The sequence below is a fragment of the Brevundimonas sp. genome (assembly GCF_965278935.1).
Classification (GTDB): Bacteria; Pseudomonadota; Alphaproteobacteria; order Caulobacterales; family Caulobacteraceae; genus Brevundimonas.
In genome coordinates, this window is the sequence record NZ_OZ257124.1 from 3096426 (window position 1) to 3114879 (window position 18454).

Annotated in this window: 21 protein-coding genes; 13 read left to right on the plus strand and 8 right to left on the minus strand. The window is 69.1% G+C overall.

From position 1 onward, the window contains the following. Positions 1 to 3 precede the first annotated feature (3 nt). Together ACQY68_RS15425 and ACQY68_RS15430 are read right to left on the minus strand one after the other, a co-directional pair. Positions 4 to 756 (minus strand): SDR family oxidoreductase, encoded by a 753-nt coding sequence (locus ACQY68_RS15425; protein WP_428150545.1) that lies wholly within the window; start codon positions 754 to 756, stop codon positions 4 to 6. Between the two features lie 131 nt (positions 757 to 887). Further along, complete coding sequence (locus ACQY68_RS15430) at positions 888 to 1205, minus strand: hypothetical protein (protein ID WP_428150546.1); 318 nt, start codon at positions 1203 to 1205, stop codon at positions 888 to 890. A 54-nt stretch (positions 1206 to 1259) separates the two neighbouring features. Between ACQY68_RS15430 and ACQY68_RS15435 the strand changes: the two genes are divergently transcribed. Genes ACQY68_RS15435 through ACQY68_RS15455 form a run of 5 tightly spaced genes read left to right on the plus strand, consistent with a single transcriptional unit; the run spans position 1260 to position 4442 of the window. Beyond that, positions 1260 to 1616, plus strand: coding sequence for an arsenate reductase family protein (locus ACQY68_RS15435; RefSeq protein ID WP_428150547.1), 357 nt, complete (start codon positions 1260 to 1262; stop codon positions 1614 to 1616). A 9-nt stretch (positions 1617 to 1625) separates the two neighbouring features. Beyond that, positions 1626 to 2096: an NUDIX domain-containing protein gene (locus tag ACQY68_RS15440; protein WP_428150549.1), complete on the plus strand. Its 471-nt coding sequence runs from the start codon at positions 1626 to 1628 to the stop codon at positions 2094 to 2096. Between the two features lie 10 nt (positions 2097 to 2106). Continuing rightward, complete coding sequence (locus ACQY68_RS15445; RefSeq protein WP_428150550.1) at positions 2107 to 2568, plus strand: DMT family transporter; 462 nt, start codon at positions 2107 to 2109, stop codon at positions 2566 to 2568. A 1-nt stretch (position 2569) separates the two neighbouring features. Beyond that, entirely contained in the window at positions 2570 to 3592 is a 1023-nt protein-coding gene (locus tag ACQY68_RS15450; RefSeq protein ID WP_428150551.1) for a UbiA family prenyltransferase, read from the plus strand. Positions 3593 to 3605: 13 nt separating this feature from the next. Further along, positions 3606 to 4442, plus strand: a complete 837-nt coding sequence (locus tag ACQY68_RS15455; protein ID WP_428150553.1) for a DUF3298 domain-containing protein — start codon at positions 3606 to 3608, stop codon at positions 4440 to 4442. Between the two features lie 24 nt (positions 4443 to 4466). Here ACQY68_RS15455 and ACQY68_RS15460 read toward each other — a convergent pair whose 3' ends face one another. The 3 genes from ACQY68_RS15460 to ACQY68_RS15470 are packed head-to-tail and all read right to left on the minus strand — an operon-like array spanning position 4467 to position 6041. Beyond that, positions 4467 to 5408 (minus strand): alpha/beta fold hydrolase, encoded by a 942-nt coding sequence (locus ACQY68_RS15460; RefSeq protein ID WP_428150554.1) that lies wholly within the window; start codon positions 5406 to 5408, stop codon positions 4467 to 4469. Positions 5409 to 5442: 34 nt separating this feature from the next. After that, complete coding sequence (locus ACQY68_RS15465; protein ID WP_428150556.1) at positions 5443 to 5640, minus strand: helix-turn-helix transcriptional regulator; 198 nt, start codon at positions 5638 to 5640, stop codon at positions 5443 to 5445. Further along, complete coding sequence (locus ACQY68_RS15470; protein ID WP_428150557.1) at positions 5637 to 6041, minus strand: hypothetical protein; 405 nt, start codon at positions 6039 to 6041, stop codon at positions 5637 to 5639. The genes ACQY68_RS15465 and ACQY68_RS15470 overlap by 4 nt, the downstream gene beginning before the upstream one ends. A 129-nt stretch (positions 6042 to 6170) precedes the next feature. On the opposite strand from ACQY68_RS15470, the gene ACQY68_RS15475 reads away from it, so the two are divergent. From ACQY68_RS15475 to ACQY68_RS15500, 6 genes are all read left to right on the plus strand, one after another. Then, positions 6171 to 7127 carry a fatty acid desaturase family protein gene (locus tag ACQY68_RS15475; RefSeq protein ID WP_428150560.1) on the plus strand — a complete coding sequence of 319 codons (957 nt, stop codon included), beginning with the start codon at positions 6171 to 6173 and terminating at the stop codon, positions 7125 to 7127. After that, positions 7124 to 7774, plus strand: coding sequence for a class I SAM-dependent methyltransferase (locus ACQY68_RS15480; RefSeq protein ID WP_428150561.1), 651 nt, complete (start codon positions 7124 to 7126; stop codon positions 7772 to 7774). The genes ACQY68_RS15475 and ACQY68_RS15480 overlap by 4 nt, the downstream gene beginning before the upstream one ends. 47 nt (positions 7775 to 7821) lie before the next feature. Further along, positions 7822 to 8187, plus strand: a complete 366-nt coding sequence (locus ACQY68_RS15485) for a hypothetical protein (RefSeq protein WP_428150563.1) — start codon at positions 7822 to 7824, stop codon at positions 8185 to 8187. A gap of 65 nt (positions 8188 to 8252) precedes the next feature. Further along, positions 8253 to 9104, plus strand: coding sequence for a KPN_02809 family neutral zinc metallopeptidase (ypfJ, locus tag ACQY68_RS15490; protein ID WP_428150565.1), 852 nt, complete (start codon positions 8253 to 8255; stop codon positions 9102 to 9104). An 83-nt stretch (positions 9105 to 9187) separates the two neighbouring features. Further along, positions 9188 to 10321 carry a glutamate 5-kinase gene (gene proB, locus ACQY68_RS15495; RefSeq protein ID WP_428152686.1) on the plus strand — a complete coding sequence of 378 codons (1134 nt, stop codon included), beginning with the start codon at positions 9188 to 9190 and terminating at the stop codon, positions 10319 to 10321. Then, positions 10318 to 11580 (plus strand): glutamate-5-semialdehyde dehydrogenase, encoded by a 1263-nt coding sequence (locus ACQY68_RS15500; protein ID WP_428150566.1) that lies wholly within the window; start codon positions 10318 to 10320, stop codon positions 11578 to 11580. Before proB ends, ACQY68_RS15500 begins: the two co-directional genes overlap by 4 nt. Here ACQY68_RS15500 and ACQY68_RS15505 read toward each other — a convergent pair. The 3 genes from ACQY68_RS15505 to ACQY68_RS15515 all read right to left on the minus strand — a co-directional run bounded on the left by ACQY68_RS15505 (position 11565) and on the right by ACQY68_RS15515 (position 14972). Then, complete coding sequence (locus ACQY68_RS15505) at positions 11565 to 12521, minus strand: aspartyl protease family protein (RefSeq protein ID WP_428150567.1); 957 nt, start codon at positions 12519 to 12521, stop codon at positions 11565 to 11567. The genes ACQY68_RS15500 and ACQY68_RS15505 overlap by 16 nt on opposite strands. 344 nt (positions 12522 to 12865) lie before the next feature. Next, a complete protein-coding gene (gene amaB / locus ACQY68_RS15510) occupies positions 12866 to 14359 on the minus strand; it encodes an L-piperidine-6-carboxylate dehydrogenase (protein WP_428150569.1) in 1494 nt (497 codons plus the stop codon). Between the two features lie 202 nt (positions 14360 to 14561). After that, on the minus strand, positions 14562 to 14972 hold the full coding sequence (locus ACQY68_RS15515) for a hypothetical protein (protein ID WP_428150570.1): 411 nt from the start codon (positions 14970 to 14972) through the stop codon (positions 14562 to 14564). 264 nt (positions 14973 to 15236) lie between these two features. Between ACQY68_RS15515 and ACQY68_RS15520 the strand changes: the two genes are divergently transcribed. Further along, positions 15237 to 15809: a hypothetical protein gene (locus tag ACQY68_RS15520; RefSeq protein WP_428150572.1), complete on the plus strand. Its 573-nt coding sequence runs from the start codon at positions 15237 to 15239 to the stop codon at positions 15807 to 15809. 192 nt (positions 15810 to 16001) lie between these two features. Then, on the plus strand, positions 16002 to 18365 hold the full coding sequence (locus tag ACQY68_RS15525) for a PAS domain-containing sensor histidine kinase (RefSeq protein ID WP_428150574.1): 2364 nt from the start codon (positions 16002 to 16004) through the stop codon (positions 18363 to 18365). The last annotated feature ends 89 nt before the right edge of the window (positions 18366 to 18454 follow it).

Genomic DNA, 18454 nt, shown 5'->3' on the forward strand with positions numbered 1-18454 from the left:
GGGCTACTCGGCGATGTCGGGGGTCTGCCAGGCGAGGTGCTGGCCGCCGTCCACGGCGATCATCTGGCCGGTGACCGAGGGGGCGTCAACGAGATAGAGGACGGCTTCGGCGATGTCTTCGGGGCTGGACCCGTGGCCCAGCGGCATGGCGGCCTGTTCGGCGGCGAACTCGGCCTCGGACTGATGGATCGAGGCCAGGGTCGGGCCGGGCCCCACGCCGTTGACCCGGATCCGGGGCGCGAGCGCCTGGGCCAGGGTCCGCGTCGCCCACCACAGGCCATTCCTCGAAAGAGCATAGGAGAAGAAGCGGGGATCCGGCTTCAGCACCCGCTGGTCCAGCAGGTTGACGATGCAGGCGCCGTCCCGCGCCTGTTCGGCGAAAGCCTCGGCCAGGACGACAGGAGCGCGCAGATTGGTCTCGAGATGCAGGTCCCAGGTCTCGCGCGACAGGCCGCCGACGCGGTCGTCCTCGAACACGGAGGCGTTGTTGACCAGAACAGCGATGGGGCCGAGCGCCTCGGCCGCCGCCGGAATCAGGCCCCGCGTCGCGGCCTCGTCGGTCAGGTCGGCGGACAGGACGGCGGCACGGCGACCGAGCGCGCGCACCTCTTCGGCCAGCGTTTCCGCGTCCTCGACCGAATCCCGATGATGGATGGCGACGTCATGGCCGCGCGCGGCGAGAGCCAGCACGATGGCGCGACCGATCCGGCGCGCCCCGCCCGTGACGAGCGCCGCGCCGGGCCGGGGATCAGTCAACCCGGCCGAACTCGAAGATGTTGAAGGCGCCGACGACGGCGACGAAACCGAGGATGATGTAGAGGGCCAGCATGGGGAGCTCCTGATGATGACGCGGGAATAGAGGGGCAAGCGCTCGGGTTCAAGGCGCGTCAGTAACTGGCGACCCTGACGAGAAATCCGCCGACGATCAGGATGGGAAAGGCGCCCGCCAGTATCGCCGTCCAGTATCGGCGGCGCGAGAACAGCGCCCAGCCGATCACCGGCGCCAGAACGAAGCCGGCGAAGAAGGTCATCTGGATCGCGAACTCGAAGAGCGAAATCTGGCCGTTCTCGTAGGAGCCGATGGTCCAGACGATGGCGAGGCTGGCGATGAAGAGGCCCAGGACGCCCAGCACCGTGCCCAGTCCCAGCCACAGGCCGGCGATCTCTCGATAGTTGGCTTCGTCGCGAAAAGTCTTCAGGGCCATGGCCTCGCTCCGTTGGCGCTGGACAATACCGCATCCGCCGATCAGTTCGAACCGATGACCGACTTTCCCGTGACGATCTTCCACAACCCCGGCTGCTCCAAGTCCCGCGCCACGCTGGAGCTGATCCGGGTGCGGGGAATCGAGCCGGAGATCATCCTCTATCGCCAGACCGGCTGGAACGATGATCGACTGCGCGGCCTGCTGGAGCGGATGAACCTGTCGGCGCGCGACATCCTGCGGACCGGGGAGGCCGAGGCGGCGGTGCTGGGCACGAACGCGTCGGACGAGGTGATTATCGCCGCCATGATCGCCCATCCCATCCTCGTCGAACGGCCCATCGTGGAGACGCCTCTGGGCGTGGTCGTCGCGCGACCGGCGGAGCGGGTGTTCGAGGTGCTTCCCGCCCTGTAGCGTCGCCGCATGAACTGGCGCGTCCGAATCGAGCCCTTTACGCGGCCGATCTTTTTTGCCGTGTCGCGGCTGCAACGCGGCATGACGCTGGGCGTGCGGTCAGTCGCGGTGGATGCGCAAGGGCGCGTCATGCTGGTGAAACACACCTATCTGGCCGGCTGGTGGCTGCCGGGCGGCGGCGTCGATCGCGGCGAGATCACTGTCGATGCGGCCGCGCGCGAACTGTTCGAGGAGACGGGCTTGAGGGCCACGGCGCCGGGCCGGCTGATCTCGGTCCATTCCAACGAGCGGTTCTTCAGGGGCGACCATGTGCTGGTCTATCGCTTCGACGCCTTCGAGCCGGGCGAAATGACACATCACGGCGAGATTGCGGAGACCGGCTGGTTCGATCCGGCCGACCTGCCCGGGGATGCCCACCGGTCGACGCGGTCGCGGCTGGCCGAAATGTTCGGCGGTGCGCCCGCCGATCCGCGCTGGTAGAGGCTGACGCATGAACTTCGCACCCGGGATCGCTCCCCTTCTGGCCATGCTGGCGGTCGTCCTCGCCGGCGGCGCCACCGCCCTTCAGGCTCCGACCAATGCGCGACTGGCCACGGCCGTCGTCACTCCGGTCAACGCCGCCTTCGTCTCGTTCGCCGTGGGCACGGCGGCGCTGGGCATCCTCGCCGCCATCCTCCACACCCGGCCGGACATCGAAGCGGCCAAGGGCCTGCCCTGGTACGCCTGGGTCGGAGGCCTGTACGGCGCGATCTTCGTCGTCGCCGCGACCTGGGCGGTGCCCCGGCTGGGCGTGGCCATGACGATTACCCTGATGGTGGCGGGCCAGCTCATCATCAGCCTGATCCTCGACCATTTCGGCGCGTTCGGTGTCCCCCGCGCCCCGGTCAATCTCGGCCGGATCGCCGGGGTGGCGCTGGTTATCGGCGGGGTCATCCTCGTGCGCCGGAGCTGAGATGTCGGCGCCGCTCCCCGACGCCGGCCAGAACTGGGTCGACGCCCGCGCGCCCGAGGGCCTCAAGCCGTGGCTGAAGCTGGGGCGGTTCGACCGGCCGATCGGGATCTGGCTTCTTCTGCTTCCGGGCTGGCAGGGAATCACGCTGGCGATGGCGCAGTATCGGACGGCGCCCGGTCTCCATGAGCTGTGGCTGTTCGTCGGCTTCGCCATCGGGGCCTGTCTGATGCGCGCGGCGGGCTGCGCCTTCAACGACATCGTCGACCGCGACATCGACGTGAAGGTCGCCCGCACGGCGGCGCGGCCGGTCGCCTCGGGCCGGATCAGCGTGCGACAGGCCTGGCGATTCGTTATCCTGTGCAGCCTGGTCAGCCTGTCGATCCTCCTGACGCTGAACCTGACCGCGGTGCTGCTGGGCGTCGGATCGCTGGCGCTGGTGGCGGCCTACCCCTTCATGAAGCGGATCACCTGGTGGCCGCAGGCTTGGCTGGGGCTGACATTCAACTGGGGCGCCCTGATGGGCTATGCGGCGGCGACCGGGGCTTTGCCGCTAATCGTCTGGTGGATCGAGGAAGCCAAGTTTCCGGGCGAAGAGTTCTTCTACGAGTATGGCGCGCTCCAGGGGGTAACGGGTGACCTGACCGTCGTCGCCATCCTGCTCTACGTCGGCGGCGTGTTCTGGACCCTCGGCTACGACACCATCTACGCTCTGCAGGACATCGAAGACGACGCCATGGTCGGGGTGAAGTCTTCGGCGCGGCGACTCGGCAAGGGCGTGAAGCCCGGCGTCGCGACCTTCTACGGGCTGGCGGTGATCTCGGCCGGGCTGGCCGGGCTGACAGCCGGACTGGGGCCGATCTTCTATCTCGGCATCGTCGGCTACGCCGCCCACCTCGCCTGGCAGGTGCGGACGCTGAAACCCGCCGACGGCGCTCTCGCGCTGAAACTGTTCAAGTCGAATCGGGAAGCGGGGCTGATCCTGCTGGCGGCCATCGCCCTCGGCGCCGTATCACTGCCGTTCTAGTCCGGAGATCGCCATGACGCCCGCCCTTCGCCTCGCCCTCATCGGCATCGCCGTCGCCACGACCCTGGCGGGCTGCAACCGCGACAAGCCGGCCGAAACGACCCCGCCGCCCGCCGCGACTGCGGGGACCGGGGCCGTGGTGACCCCGGCCGACGCCGCGGCGCCCATGGCCTTCGAGTCCAAGACGCCCTTCGCCGAGGTCAGCCTGACCCTGCCGGTCGCGATCAAGACCCAGCCTGATCTGCACGCCCGCCTCTACGCCGCCGCCGTCCGCGACCTGCGCGAGTTCTCGGAAGGCGCCCAGGCCGACCGCACCGAGGCCGGCGGCGACGAGGGCATGGGCGCCTATGACAAGTCGATCGAGATCACCCCGGGCGCCGAGACCGGCAAGCTGTTCAGCCTGATCCGCACAGATTCCGAATACACCGGCGGGGCCCATCCCAACTCGTCCTTCGCCGCGATCCTGTGGGACAAGGCATTGAAGCGCGAGGTGGCGGCGGCCGACCTGTTCACGAAGTCCGGCGATCTTTCGGCCCTCGACATCGCCCTGTGTACTGCGATCAACGCCGAGAAGAAGAAGCGCGACCCGCAGGCCGACACGGTATCCCTGATCGGCAGCGACATGTGGAAATGCCCGCGCGCGGCCAGCATTCCTTTCGTGCTGGCGCAGGGGACCATGCCGGGCAAGGCGGGCGGTCTGGTCTTCCTGATCGGCCCCTATCAGGTGGGGCCCTACTCCGACGGATCATACGAGGTGACGGTGCCGCAGAGCGCGTTCCGCGCCCTGCTGGCCCCTGCCTATGCCGACGAGTTCGCGGGCGGACCCAAGCCCGAGCCCGCCGCGACCTGAGACCTGAGACCTGAGACCTGAGACCTACCTCAGAAACTCGTCCACCAGTTCGTCGAACCGCGCCGGCTGGTCGGCCATGATGAAGTGGCGGCTGGCGTCGACGCGGATCACCTTCACGTTCGGCAGCGGCGCGTATTCCCGCTCCCAGAGCGCCTGCGCCATCGCGGGCGGCGGGCCGCCGTCGGAATCAGTGGCGTAGAGGGCGGTGACCTGGGTGGTCATGGCGGCCAGCCCCGGACTCGCATCTGTGGTCATCACATCGGTCATGGCGGCGGCGAAGGCGTGACGGTCGGTCGCCATCGACCATTCGACGATCTGCTCGCGCGCCGTCGGATTCCTGGCGAGACCGGCCGCCGTCTGGACCTGCTGGGCGCGGAAGGCGGCCTCGTCTGCTCCGAGGATCATCGCCGAAGCCTGGGCCGCGAACGGACGAGCCTGATCGGCGGTCACGGCCGGGCCGAACATGGCGCTGTAGAACGGCAGGGCGTCGACGATCATCAACCGGCTGACACTGTCGGGATGCGACTGGGCCAGCAGCAGGCCGCTAAGCCCGCCCATCGAATGGCCGATGACGGCGGGCTGATCGAGGCCGGCCTCGGCGATATAGCGGGCCAGTTCCTCGACCTCCGGCGCGACGAAGGGACCGTCGCCGTGGCTCCAGGGCTCGCCGGCGAACCCGGCCAACTGGACCAGGTGAACACGATGGGTGGCGGCCAACCGCGCCGCCAGCGGACGCCAGACTTCGCGCGAGGACGCCAGACCGGGGATCAGGATGACGTCCGGGCCGGAGCCGATCACTTCGACCGACAGACGGTCCGAAGCGAAGGGCGCGGTCTGGATCGCGGCGGCCGGCTCGGCGCGCGCTTCGGCCGCGGAAACCGCGCCGCCGACGGCCAGAGCAGCGGCGGAGGCCAGGAACAGGGCGCGCAGGGTCGAGCGCCCGGTAATGGGACGGAGATGCAGCATTATGATGTCCTTGTAAGGTTGACCTGACGAGACGTCAGGCGTGCGGATTGTCGAAGACGTGTTCCACGGCCCGCTCGAACAGTGCGGCGATGCGGTAGGCGAGGTCGAGCGACGGGTCGTGCTTCTCGGTCTCGAGCGCGTTGACGGCCTGACGGGAGACGCCCAGCGCCTGACCCAGCTGTTCCTGAGTCCAGCCCTTGCCTGTGCGGAGTTCGCGAAGGCTGTTCTTCATCGGCCGGTGCTCTTCACGAACGGGCTGATCAGGCCGAACAGGCCCCAGAACAACGGATAGATGAGCCAGCCCGGCGCATGTGGGGCGTCGCCGTAGCTCTCCGCGAAGCCCCAGCCGCTGAACAGGGCCATGGCCAGACCGGACGCGATGACGAACCGCTTGGCGGTCAGGGCGCGCACGAACTCGTCGGCCTCGTTCATCAGCGACAGGGTAGCCCAAAGTTGTCCGGCGATGGGCGCCGCGACGCAGAGGCCCAGGACGACACCGGCCGAGGTACCGATGATCTGATCGAAGGCGCCCGTGATTGCCGCCACGTTGACCACGACATAGCCCGCCATGAACATATTGGTGCGGATCAGATAGCGTTTGTGCGCCGGATCCATTGTCTTCCACGAGGCCATCTGAGATCTCCTTTTGTAAGGCCTACCTTACACATCAATTTTGTCAGGTCAACATGACTTTTGTCAGGTCGTGCTGACACGACGCCGGGTCGCTTTGACCAAGGGCTGAGACGGTCTATCTTCGCCGCCATGCCCGCCGCCCCGCGAATATCGCCCGCCGAGGTCTTCGCTCCCGACGAATGGGCGCCGTTCCAGGCGCGCTCCGCGTGGAAAGGGCCGCTGCTGGTCGTCCATGCCTGGGGCGTCATCGCCTTGGCCGTCGCGGCGGGGGTCTGGCAGCCGATCCTGATACCGCTCTGCGTCATGATCATCGGCACGCGCCAGCTGGGCCTCGCCATCCTGATGCACGAGGCGGCGCACGGAGCGTTGGCGAAGAACCTCACGCTCAACGATTTCCTCGGCCACTGGCTGTGCGCCGTGCCGATCGGAGCGTCGCTGGACGCCTATCGCCCCTACCATCTGTCGCACCACCGGTTCGCCCAGCAGCCGGAGGACCCCGATCTGGTCCTGTCGGCGCCCTTCCCTATCTCGGGAGCCTCTTTGCGGCGCAAGATGATCCGCGACCTGACCGGCCAGACCTTCTTCAAGCAGCGGATCCTGCTGCCCCTCGCCGTCCTGCGCCAACGCTCGGCGAACGGGCAGGCCCACGACTACGACGCCATCGTCACCGGCCGCTCGGTGGCGCCCTTTCTGCTGGTCAACGCCGGCATGCTGCTGGCCTTCGGCTTCGCCGGCGTCTGGTGGGCGTATTTCGCCCTGTGGCTGCTGCCCATGGCGACCTGGTTCCCGCTCGTCACCCGCCTAAGGAACATCGCCGAACACGCCTGCGTCGAGGGCTCGGCGACCGATCCCTTCCGCGCCGCCCGCACGACCCGCGCCGGCTGGTGGGAGCGCGCCCTGATCGCCCCCTACTGGGTCAATTTCCACGCCGAGCACCACCTGTTCATGCACGTCGCCTGCTGGAACCTGCCGCGCCTGCACGAGGCGATCCGGGCGACAGGGCCCGGCGGGCGGATGGAGGTCGCGCCCGGCTATGTCAGCGTGCTGCGTCAGGCGGCGTCCGGACGGGTAGCTGAGGCTGCGTGACCATCACCGACCCCGCCGCCTTCATCCTGGCCAACACCCGGCTTCAGGCCGTGCCGCATGCGCCTGAGATCTCGCTGTGGCTGGCCGACGAGATCACCCCGATCTGGAAACTGACGGAGGAGGAACTGGGCGAACTGGGCCTGCCGCCGCCGTTCTGGGCCTTCGCGTGGTCGGGCGGACAGGGGTTGGCGCGCTGGGTGCTGGACAATCCGCAGACATTCGCCGGCAAGACCGTGGTCGACTTCGCCACCGGATCAGGACTGGTCGGCGTCGCGGCCATGAAGGCGGGCGCGTCGCGCGTGCTCTGCGCCGACATCGACCCCTTCTGCGAGGCGGCCGTCGCCCTGAACGCCGAGGCCAACGGCGTGACTCTGTCCTTCACCGGTGCGAACCTGCTGGACGCCCGGCCGCCCGAGGCCGACATCCTTTGCGCTGGCGACGTCTGCTACGAGAAGCCTATGACCGAGCGGGTCATGGCCTGGCTGAGACAGGCGCGGTCGCAGGGATCGCAGGTCTTCATCGGCGATCCGCACCGGACCTATTTCCGCACCGACGGCCTGACCCACCTGGCCGAGTACCAGGTGCCGACGACGCGCGAGCTCGAGGACTTCGCCATCAAGCGCAGTTCCGTCTTCTCGCTGGATTGATCGCGGCCACGCTTGGTCGAAACGGCGTCCGGCCCCATCTTGAGGCCATGAGATCCGCGGCCCTGATCCTGCTGTCCGTCCTGTCCGCCGGGACCGCCTCGGCCCAGACCTATGCGCCGGGCCAGCCCTATGTCGGCGATCCGATGGCCGACCGGCTGCGCTTCCGGATGGAGACCCAGCGGCTGCAGTCCGAACAACAGGCCGCCTATGCCCGACAGCAGCAGTTGAACGCCCGCCTGACCGAGGCGGAAATCCGCGCCCAACGTCAGCCTGAGCCTTACATCCCTCTGGTCGATGTCCCGCCCTCTCCCGACGCCCGGCGACAGGCGCGCGAGGCGGCGACGGCACGGCGGGAGGCGGTGTCTTCCGGTGTCGGCCAGATCGACGACTGGCTCGCGCGTTCCCCTCGCTAAGCTTGCATCCCTTCCCCTCCCCCTGCGTTCCGGCCTAGCTTGAGCGGGACATTCAGGAGGCGGCGATGCGGTGGCAGGGCGGACAGCGGGGCGGCGGGATCGAGGACCGCCGCGGCATGGGCGGCGGCGCGGCCGCAGGCGGGGGCATCGGTGTGCTCGTCCTCGCGGCCATCGGCTATTTCGTCTTCGGCATCGATCCCTCGACGACCCAGCAGGTCGCCTCGACCTTCGGCCAGGCCGGCGCTTCGCAGGAGGGGATGCAAGGAACGCCGGAGGATCAGGCCGGTCTGTTCGTCGACATCGTCGGCAAGAACATCAACGACGTCTGGGCGACCAAGCTCGAAGGGTATCGGCCGCCGGACAACATCGTCCTCTATACGCAAGGAACACCCACGGGCTGCGGCTTCGGCCAGTCGGCGATGGGGCCCTTCTATTGCCCGACGGATCGTCAGGTCTATCTGGACCTCGCCTTCTGGCAGGAGATGGAGACACAGCTGGGGGCCTCGGGCGCCGACTTCGCCCGCGCCTATGTTCTGGCCCACGAGATCGGCCACCACGTCCAGACTCTGACCGGCGCATCCGAACAGGTGCAACGGGCGCAGCAGAGCGCCTCGTCCGAGGCCGAGGGCAACCGCTACTCCGTGGCGCTCGAGCTCCAGGCCGACTGCTACGCCGGGGTCTGGGCCGCTAACGCGGCCTCGGTTTCCGGCGGCGAGGTCGCCGTGGAACAGGGCGATCTGGAAGAGGGGCTGCGCACCGCCGCGGCCATCGGCGACGACACCCTGCAGCGCCGCTCGGGCGGTCAGGTCAGCCCGGAAAACTTCACCCACGGCTCGTCGGCCCAGCGGATGGAATGGCTTCAGCGTGGCTACCAGTCGGGCGATCCCGCGAGTTGCGACACCTTCCAGGGTCTGTAGCCCCTGCAAAAGGGCGAGCTTGACCGCTTGTTGCATCGCACACGGCGCGGCATGGTCGCGCCGTGAACGCGCCCGCCCTGACCATGCCTGAAATCGTCTCCCCCGCCGCCAGTCTGCGCGCGGCGCGACGGATCGTGGTCAAGGTCGGGTCGTCGCTGGTGGTGGATGCGAAGGCGCCCGCGACCGTGTGGCTGGCGGGGCTGGCCGCCGACATCGCCGCGCTGAGGGCGCAGGGACGACAGGTCGTGGTCGTGTCTTCCGGCGCCGTCGCGCTCGGCCGGGGGCGGCTCGGGCTGGAAAAGAACGCGCGACTCGATGAGAAACAGGCGGCCGCCGCCGTCGGGCAATCCTTGCTGATGCAGGCCTGGGAGGCGGCGCTGGCCGGCGCGGGCCTGACGCCCGGACAGGTGCTACTGACCCGCGACGACACCGAACGCCGCCGACGCTGGCTGAACGCCCGGGCGACGCTGGAGGCCCTGCTCAAGCTCGGCGTCGTGCCTGTGGTCAACGAGAACGACACCGTCGCCACCGAGGAAATCCGCTACGGCGACAACGACCGGCTGGCGGCGCGGACGGCGCAACTGGTTCGCGCGGACTTGCTGATCCTGCTGTCGGACGTGGATGGTCTGTACACGGCCGATCCGCGTCGCAACCCGACAGCGAAGCATCTGCCGCTGATCGAAAGTCTGGGGCCCGAGATCCTCGCCATGGCCGGCGGGGCCAACGCGGACGCCGCGGTGGGCACCGGCGGCATGGCGACCAAGCTGGAGGCGGCCCGGATCGCCCGCTCGGCAGGATGCGCGACCCTGATCGTCTCGGGGCTGGAGGCGCGGCCCCTGAGCGCGGTCGCGGGGGGCGCACGGGCCAGCCTGATCACGGCGCCCGCGACGCCCCTGCAGGCCTACAAGTCGTGGATCGCCGGCAGTCTCGAGTCTGCCGGGTCGCTGACCGTGGACGAAGGCGCAGCCCAGGCCCTGGCGCATGGACGCAGCCTGCTGGCCTCGGGCGTGAAACGGGTCGAGGGCCGGTTCGACCGGGGCGACTGCGTGCGCGTGGTCGGCGCAGGCGGCGCGGTGCTGGGCGTGGGGCTGGCCGCCTATGCGGCCGAGGAAATGGACCGGATCCGGGGCCGTCACTCGGGCGAGATCGAAGACCTCGTGGGCTACAAGGGGCCGGGCGTGGCGATTCATCGCGACGACTTGGTGCTGCACGGATGAGCGATCTGGACACGGCGATGCTGGCGCGCGGGCGGCGCGCACGCGCGGCGGCGGACGCCGTCCGGCTGGCTTCGGCAAAGATGCGGTCGGCGGCCCTCATGGCCATTGCGGCGGCGCTTCGGGTACGGGCCGACGACATTCTGACGGCCAATGCCCGCGACATCGCGCGAGCCCGGGCAAACGGCATGGCCGAGGCCCAGATCGACCGACTGGCCCTGACGCACACCCGCGTCGAGGCCATGGCGGTGGCGGTGGACGAGGTGGCGGCCTTCCCCGATCCGCTGGGCGTCGAGACCGCCCGCTGGACCCGGCCGAACGGGCTGGATTTCGCGCGCGTGCGGACGCCGATCGGCGTGCTGGCCATCATCTACGAGAGCCGGCCCAATGTGACGGCGGACGCGGCGGCCCTGTGTATCCGGTCGGGCAATGTCGCCATCCTGCGCTGCGGGTCGGACTGTCTCGACAGTTCGCTGGCGATTCACGCGGCGGTCGTCGAGGGACTGGCGGCGGCGGACCTGCCGGAAGACGCGGTGCAGTTGGTCGACACGCCGGACAGGGCGGCGGTCGGGGCGTTGCTGACCGGGCTGGACGGCTCCATCGACCTTCTGATCCCGCGCGGCGGCAAGAGTCTGGTCGCACGGGTGCAGGCGGAGGCGCGTGTCCCCGTGCTGGGGCATCTGGAGGGGATCAACCACACCTATCTGCACGCCTCGGCCGAGGTCGGGATGGCCCGGGACGTGGTCGTGAACGCCAAGATGCGGCGTGTTTCCGTGTGCGGATCGACTGAGACGCTTCTGGTGGATCGGGCGGCAGCCGAACGGCTGTTGCCAGCCGTGGCCGAGGCGCTGATCGCGGCCGGATGCGAACTGCGCGGCGATGCGGAGGCCAGGACCATGGTCCCGGCGATGACGGCGGCCTCCGACGACGACTGGGGGCATGAGTTCCTGGCGCCGATCCTGGCGATCAGGCTGGTCGACGGGCTGGACGCGGCGGTGGAACACATCCGCACGCACGGCTCGGGCCATACCGACGCCATCGTGGCCGAGGACGAGGCGGCGGCGGCGGCCTTCCTGAACCGCGTCGACAGCGCCATCCTGCTGTGGAACGCCTCGACCCAGTTCGCGGACGGCGGCGAGTTCGGCTTCGGCGGAGAGATCGGCATCTCCACCTCGCGCCTGCATGCGCGGGGGCCGGTGGGGGCGGAACAGCTGACCAGTTACAAATACGTCGTGCGCGGAACGGGTCAGACCCGGCCCTGACCGATGGTCAGATCCAGAGGGCGGGAGGCGTGCAGACGCCCACCGCCGAGATCGAGCACCATCCGACGCCCGGCGAAGGCCTCCATGCCGACGAGGGCGGCGGGGAAGCCCGGCAGGGGAACGTCGGCGTAAATCGGCGTGTCGGCGTCACGATAGATCTGGTCGCCGACGGTGATGGTCCGTGACCGGACGACCTGCGAGTCGATGGAGCCGCCCAGAACGATACTGGCGCCCCGTTCCGACGGACGCCCATCCAGCAAACCCAGGTTCCCGGCCGCCTCGCGCGACAGGGCCAGCAAGGCCGAGGCTCCGGTGTCGACGACGGCCCGGATGGTCGCGCCCTCGACGGTGACCTCGGTCGTCAGGGCTCCGTTCGCCCTCGAGACCGGGATGGCTGCGACGTCCGCGGGCAGGACATGGCCCGTGCGCGGCAGGAACCGCATCCGGCGTTCCTCCGTGTCCAGTTCGAGCACCGTCTGGCCCAGCAGATCCTGACCGAGGATCAAAGGGGCGCCCAGCCCCTCTCCCACAGCCAGCGGACCCAGCGACAGGATGGCCGCGCGCAAGGCCTCGATCCGCATGCCTCCGACCGTGACGTCGAGCGTCACCCCCCGCCCCATCTGCGCCCCGCCGCCGACCCCGTAGGCCACGAGCGGAATGTCGAAGGCCTGGGTCAGGCCTAGACTCTGGAACAGGCCGCGATCGATGACCGAATACTGGGCCCCGGAATCGACCAGGGCGCGGACCGGCCGGCCGGCGACGGTGACCCGGACGGTCGGCACCGAGGCGCGGCGCTCATCGTAGGGCAGCCAGCCGCTCGATTCCTCCGGGCCGAAGGCGACGCGGGGATCGCGCCACAGCACATGATCCCTCAACCACCACGCCCCGCCGAGGCCGACGGCGACGAGGGCGACGCGGGACAGGAGGGCGCGGCGGTTCATGTCCTGACAGTGGGGACGGGTTGCGGCCCTGTCGAGGCGCAGCGGCGTCGCAATTCCCCGCTGCGTCCCCGGGGAGAGAGCGCAACCCGACTTCGGAAATTCGAGTCCAGATAGTCCATAGAGTCCCGTTGGTCCGGACTTCAAAACACCGTCCAAAGCGTCCAATGCGTCCGAAGCGTTCGCCCATGGTGGTCCTCTCCGCGCGAAAGGGACCAGTATGGGGGCGCTTGAGGGGGTGATGGATAGAAGGGCTCTCGTTAGAGCCGGGCGTTGATTTCAAAGGCGGATTCAGATGATCCGTTGATGGGTATCGCGTTGCCTTCTCCCGCAAGGGGAGAAGGACTCTAGACCTCGAACCGCACGCCCTGGGCCAGAGGCAGGGCCGAGGAGAAGTTCACCGTCTGGGTCTGGCGGCGCATATAGGCTTTCCAGGCGTCGGAGCCCGACTCGCGGCCGCCGCCGGTCTCCTTCTCGCCGCCGAAGGCCCCGCCGATCTCGGCGCCCGAGGGGCCGATATTGACGTTGGCGATGCCGCAGTCCGAGCCCCAGGCCGACAGGAAGGCCTCTGCCTCACGGACGCTGTCGGTGAAGACGCAGCTCGACAGGCCCTGGGGCACGGCGTTCTGCATCGCCACGGCTTCGTCGAAGTCTTTCCATGTCAGGACATAGAGGATCGGCGCGAAGGTCTCGTGCTGCACCACGTCGCTCTGGGTCGGCATGCGGACGATGGCGGGGCGGACGTAAGCGCCGTCGCGCGTCCCGCCGACGACGATCTGACCGCCCTGCTCCACCGCCTGTTCGAGGGCGCGATCAAAGCCGTTCGCGGCCTCCTCATCGATCAGCGGACCGACGAGCACGCCATCCTCGCGCGGATCGCCGATAGGCAGGGTGGCGTAGGCCTTCGCCAATCGTTCGATCAGAGCCCCGGCGACATCCTCGTGCACCAGCAGGCGACGCAGGGTCGTGCAGCGCTGGCCGCAGGTGCCGACGGCGGAGAAGGCGATGGCGCGAACGGCCATGTCCATGTCGGCCGAGGGCGTGACGATCATGGCGTTGTTGCCGCCGAGCTCCAGCAACGACCGGCCCAGCCGTCCGGCGACGGTCGTGGCGACCGCCTTGCCCATCCGGGTCGAACCGGTGGCGGAGACGAGGGCGACACGCGGATCGGCGGCCAAGGTCTCGCCGATCTCGCGGCCGCCGACGAGAAGCTGGACCAGACCCTCGGGCGCATCGCCGAACCGGGAGAAGGCGCGCTGCATCACCGCATGGGTGGCGATGGCGGTCAGGGGCGTTTTCTCCGACGGCTTCCAGATCACCGGATCGCCGCAGACCAGGGCCAGGGCCGCGTTCCAGGCCCAGACGGCGACCGGGAAGTTGAAGGCCGAGATGACCACGACCGGTCCCAGCGGCTGCCAGGTCTCGCGCATGTGGTGGCCGGGGCGTTCGCTGGGCAGCGTCAGGCCATAGAGCTGGCGCGACAGGCCGACGGCGAAGTCGCAGATGTCGATCATCTCCTGAACCTCGCCGAGACCTTCCGAAGTGACCTTTCCGGCCTCGAGGGTGACCAGCATGGCGAGATCGTCCTTCGACGCGCGCAGTTCCTCGCCCAGCAGGCGGACCAGTTCGCCGCGTCGGGGGGCCGGGATGCGGCGCCAGGCGTCGAAGGCGACGGTCGCAGCGGCCAGTGCGGCTTCGGTCGCGACGGCGTCGGCGGCCAGAACCCGCTCCCCCGTCGAGCCGTCGATGGGCGAGCGGGTCGTCATCCCTGAGAGATCGAAGGTCGCCTCGGAGACGCCGAGGCGGGTCAGGATGGAGCGGGCGTCTGCAGCTGCGGTCATGTCGCGTCATAGACGAGACCCTCTCCCGGTGGGAGAGGGCTTGAGGCTCGGAGAGCGGAGCGACCCGCCAGCCGAAAGGATGAGGGACGGACGGCGCGAGGTCGGACACATCCGACCCTCACCCGATCGCGCAAGAACGACGCCCTTGAGGGGCGCCGTGCGCGATCTCCCTCTCCCACCGGGAGAGGGAGACCTTCAGCGGTTACCAGCGGCGACCGTCGCGGTCCCAGCGTTCGTCGCGCAGGTTGCGTTCGATGCGATCGAGGCGGTCCTGCAGGTCGCGGCGTTCCCAGCGGGACAGGCCGTCGCGGCGGTAGCGCCATTCGACCCGCTGATACTCTTCCAGCTGGTAGCGGAGGCTCTGGGCCTCGCGGCGGCTGATGCGGCCGCTGTAGGCGGCGCGGTCGATGCGCTGGGACAGACGCGCCTGGTCGCCGTTCAGGCCGCCGCCGTTCCAGCCGCCATTGTAGCCGCCGTCGTGGTTCTGGCCGTAGCCGCCACCGCGGTCGCCGTGGCCTCGGCCGTAGTCTTGCGCCATCGTCGGGGTCGCGATCGCGACCGCCGACGCGGCCAGCAGAGAAAGCAGGGCTTTCTTCGTCAGGGCGGTCGTCATGATCTTCTTCCTTCAATCTCGGCCCGGGGGTGGGCTGCGAGGTGAAGAAAAACATTTCGAAGCTGACACACGTCTGAGCCGGCTGTTGTGAAACAGTCAGGTTGATGAACGGCCACGCTTGATGCCCGCGCTTCGGCGTCGGTCTGTCCGTTCAACGGGCTGCGGGCCGAAGTCCGTCGCATCTTCATTCCTGCTTCACCCTCTTGCGAAACCGGGCGTCAACGGCGCGTCCCCCATTGTGGGGTGGAACGGGTGAGGACGACGATGGCGCGCGCGCAATTCCAGAAAGGCCAGAAGGTCTGGGTCGAGTGCGTCGGCGCATGGGCCCAGATCGAGAAGGTCCAGCCCGTCTGGGCCAAGGGCTTCGAGGAACCGGTCAAGGTCACCTATGACGTCGGGCTGGGGCGCGAATTCCAGGCGAGCGAACTCATGCTGCCCGCCGAGGACGACGCCGGCGCGGATGTCAGCGAATGGCGGCTGCTGCGCGCCCGCAACAAGTGGCAGCAGGCCGAGGACGTGCCGCACCACCCCTGCCCGGGCACCTATCCCGTAGTGGTCACCGATCCGGCGGACTGGGGCGGCTGGCGCGTGCCCGGGGCCGAATACGACCGCGATCCCCAGCGGATCGAGTTCCAGGCGCGCCTGATCGCCGCCGCGCCGAAGCTGATGGAACTGGCCCGGAAGCTGGTCGACACGGTCGCGGAAAGCCCCGAAGACGCGCCGCCGGAGACCCTGGCCCTGGCCCGTCAGGCGCGCGACGTCCTGAAGTCCGTGACCGAGGTTCTGGCCCCCGCGCCGGAAGCGTCGGCGCCCGCGCAACGCGCGCGCGCCGCGTAGAAGAGTTTCGTTAACCAAACCTCGACAGGATTCCGCGACGCAGCCTAGATTCCCAAGTGTCGTCGAATCGCCCAACGCCTGACCCTGCCGCCCCGGCCGGGACGCCGCGAGCATGTCCGGGAGAGAGATTTGCGGGGCGCCGATCGCCGCATTCAAGGGCCGGGACGACGGGCGCAGGACCGTCCCGAAGGCTTGCCGACATGGGGCCGGGTACTGGTTCTCGCCCTGACGCTGGGCCTCGCGATCTATGTCGTCCTGTTCGCGCGCGAGAGCACGCGCCCCGCGCGCGAGGCGGCGGTGCTGAAGGTCGAGGCCCTGCGGCGCGACGCAGACCTGGGCGCCGCCCTGCTGGACGCCAGACTGGCCAAGGCGAAGGTGGGATTGAGCGTCGCCGCGCAACGTCTGAGAACCGACGCCGGCCGCCCGCTGGACGCTCTTGAGGCCGCGCGCATCGCCGCGCCGGATAGCGCCTTTGCGGTGATCGACACCGGCGGCGTCGCCACCGCGGCGGTCGGCGCCAGTCCCGAAGAGTTCCGACCGCTGGCGGCCGCCCCCGCGACCGCCGCGCCCCGGGCGACGCGGGATCGCAGAGCCATCCTGTCGACCGCATCACAGGCCCCGGGGCTGGTCGCGCTGACCCCCGTCGCGGACGACGCCGGCCTGCGCACCCTGGTCGTGTCGCCGACCGAGGGCCTGATCGCGGGCGCAGCCGGCGTCTCGTTGAAGGACCGGCTTGGCGTCGAGTTGTCGGCCCTGACCGCGACCGAAGACGCCGTTCACGGCGCACCCCGCCCCGGCGAGGCCATCGAAGCGACCTCCGCGCCTGTCGGCGACAGCGGACTGGCGGTCGTGGCCTGGCGACCGGAGACGACCGGCGCCGCCGCCATCATCAGCGACCTGTGGCTGCTGATCGCACCCCTGGGGCTCGGCGTCCTGGTGCTGGGCCTGGCCTTGCTGCAGCGATGGCGACAGTCACGCGCCTCCAAGGCCTGGGCGGAGACCGAGCACCGGTTCCGCGTCGCCGTCGAGGCGGCGCGTTGCGGCGTCTGGGAATGGGATCTCAACGAAGGAGAGGTCGTCGTTTCCGACTTCATGGCGGAACTGCTGGGCCTGCCTGGCGGCGGATCGGTCAGCGCCGAGGCGGTGATGGAGCGAATCCATCCCCGCTATCGCGATCTGGTGGAACACGCGCTGCGCCAGGCCTCGACCTTCGGCGCCTTCGAGGTGACCTTCCCCGTGCCGCTGTCCGGCGGCGGCGCACGCTGGATCGACGCCCGGGGTCAGGCGCGAGGCGCTCGGGGCGAGGAGGGTTTCAGCATGATCCTCGGCGTCGCCCTGGACATCACCGAGGCGCGCCGCGCCAAGGCCCAGGCCCAGGCCGCCGAGAACCGGCTGCGTGACGGTATCGAGAGCGTCTCCGACGCCTTCGTCCTGTTCGACAAGCACGGCCGCCTGATCCTGTGGAACCAGGCCTTCAAGGATGCCTTCGGCTTCGCCGACGAGGCGGTTCGCAAGGGCGCCATGAAGGACGAGCTGAACCGCATCGCCGCCCTGGCCATCAAGGAGGAACGACCGTCCGCCGAGGGCCGCGCCGGCGCCCGCGAGGTCGAGCTCTACGACGGCCGGGTTCTGCAGCTCAGCGAACGGTTCACCGGCGACGGCGGCACCGTGGTCACCGCCGCCGACGTGACGGCCATCCGGCGTCAGGAACTGGAGCGCCAGCGGGCCGCCGACAATCTGCGCACCATGGTCGACCAGCTTGAGACCAGCCAGGAGAAGCTCAGCCTTCTGGCCCGCAAATACGAGATCGCCATGACCCGGGCCGAGGCCGCCAACCAGGCCAAGTCCGAGTTCCTGGCCAATATGTCCCACGAGCTGCGCACGCCTCTGAACGCCATCAACGGCTTCTCGGAGATCATGGCCGGCGAGATGTTCGGGCCTCTGGGCGACGCGAAATACAAGGGCTACGCCGCCGACATCCTGAAGTCGGGCCAGCATCTGCTCAGCCTGATCAACGACATCCTCGACATGGCCAAGATCGAGGCGGGCAAGATGACCCTGCACTACGAGCCGGTCGATCTGACCGAGGTCTGCGAGGACGCCATCCGCCTGATGCGCGGCAAGGCGCAGGACTCGGGCCTGACCCTGTCGCTACAGGCGCCGGACCTGCCCGAGATCGACGCCGACTATCGCGGGCTGAAGCAGGTCATGCTGAACCTGATCTCCAACGCGGTAAAGTTCACGCCGGAGGGCGGCGAGATCACCGTGTCGCTGCACACGCTGGGGGATCGCGTGCGGATCGCCGTCACCGACACCGGCATCGGCATCGCCGCCCAGGACCTGGCCCGCCTGGCCCAGCCGTTCGAACAGGTCGAGGGCCAGCATTCCAAGACGACCCAGGGCACCGGCCTCGGTCTGTCCCTGACCAAGGCCCTGATCGAGCTGCACCAGGGCCAGATGCTGATGGAGAGCGAGCCGGGCGTCGGCACCACCGTCAGCTTCGACATCCCGATGAAACGCCCCGGCGCATCGGTCGAACAGGCCCGGGCCGCCTAGAGCCTGATCGGCAGAGGTGGAATCGCTTCGCGATTCCACTGACGTCGTGAATCAGGCTCCAGATTCAAGTGAGAGCATGATTCACGCTC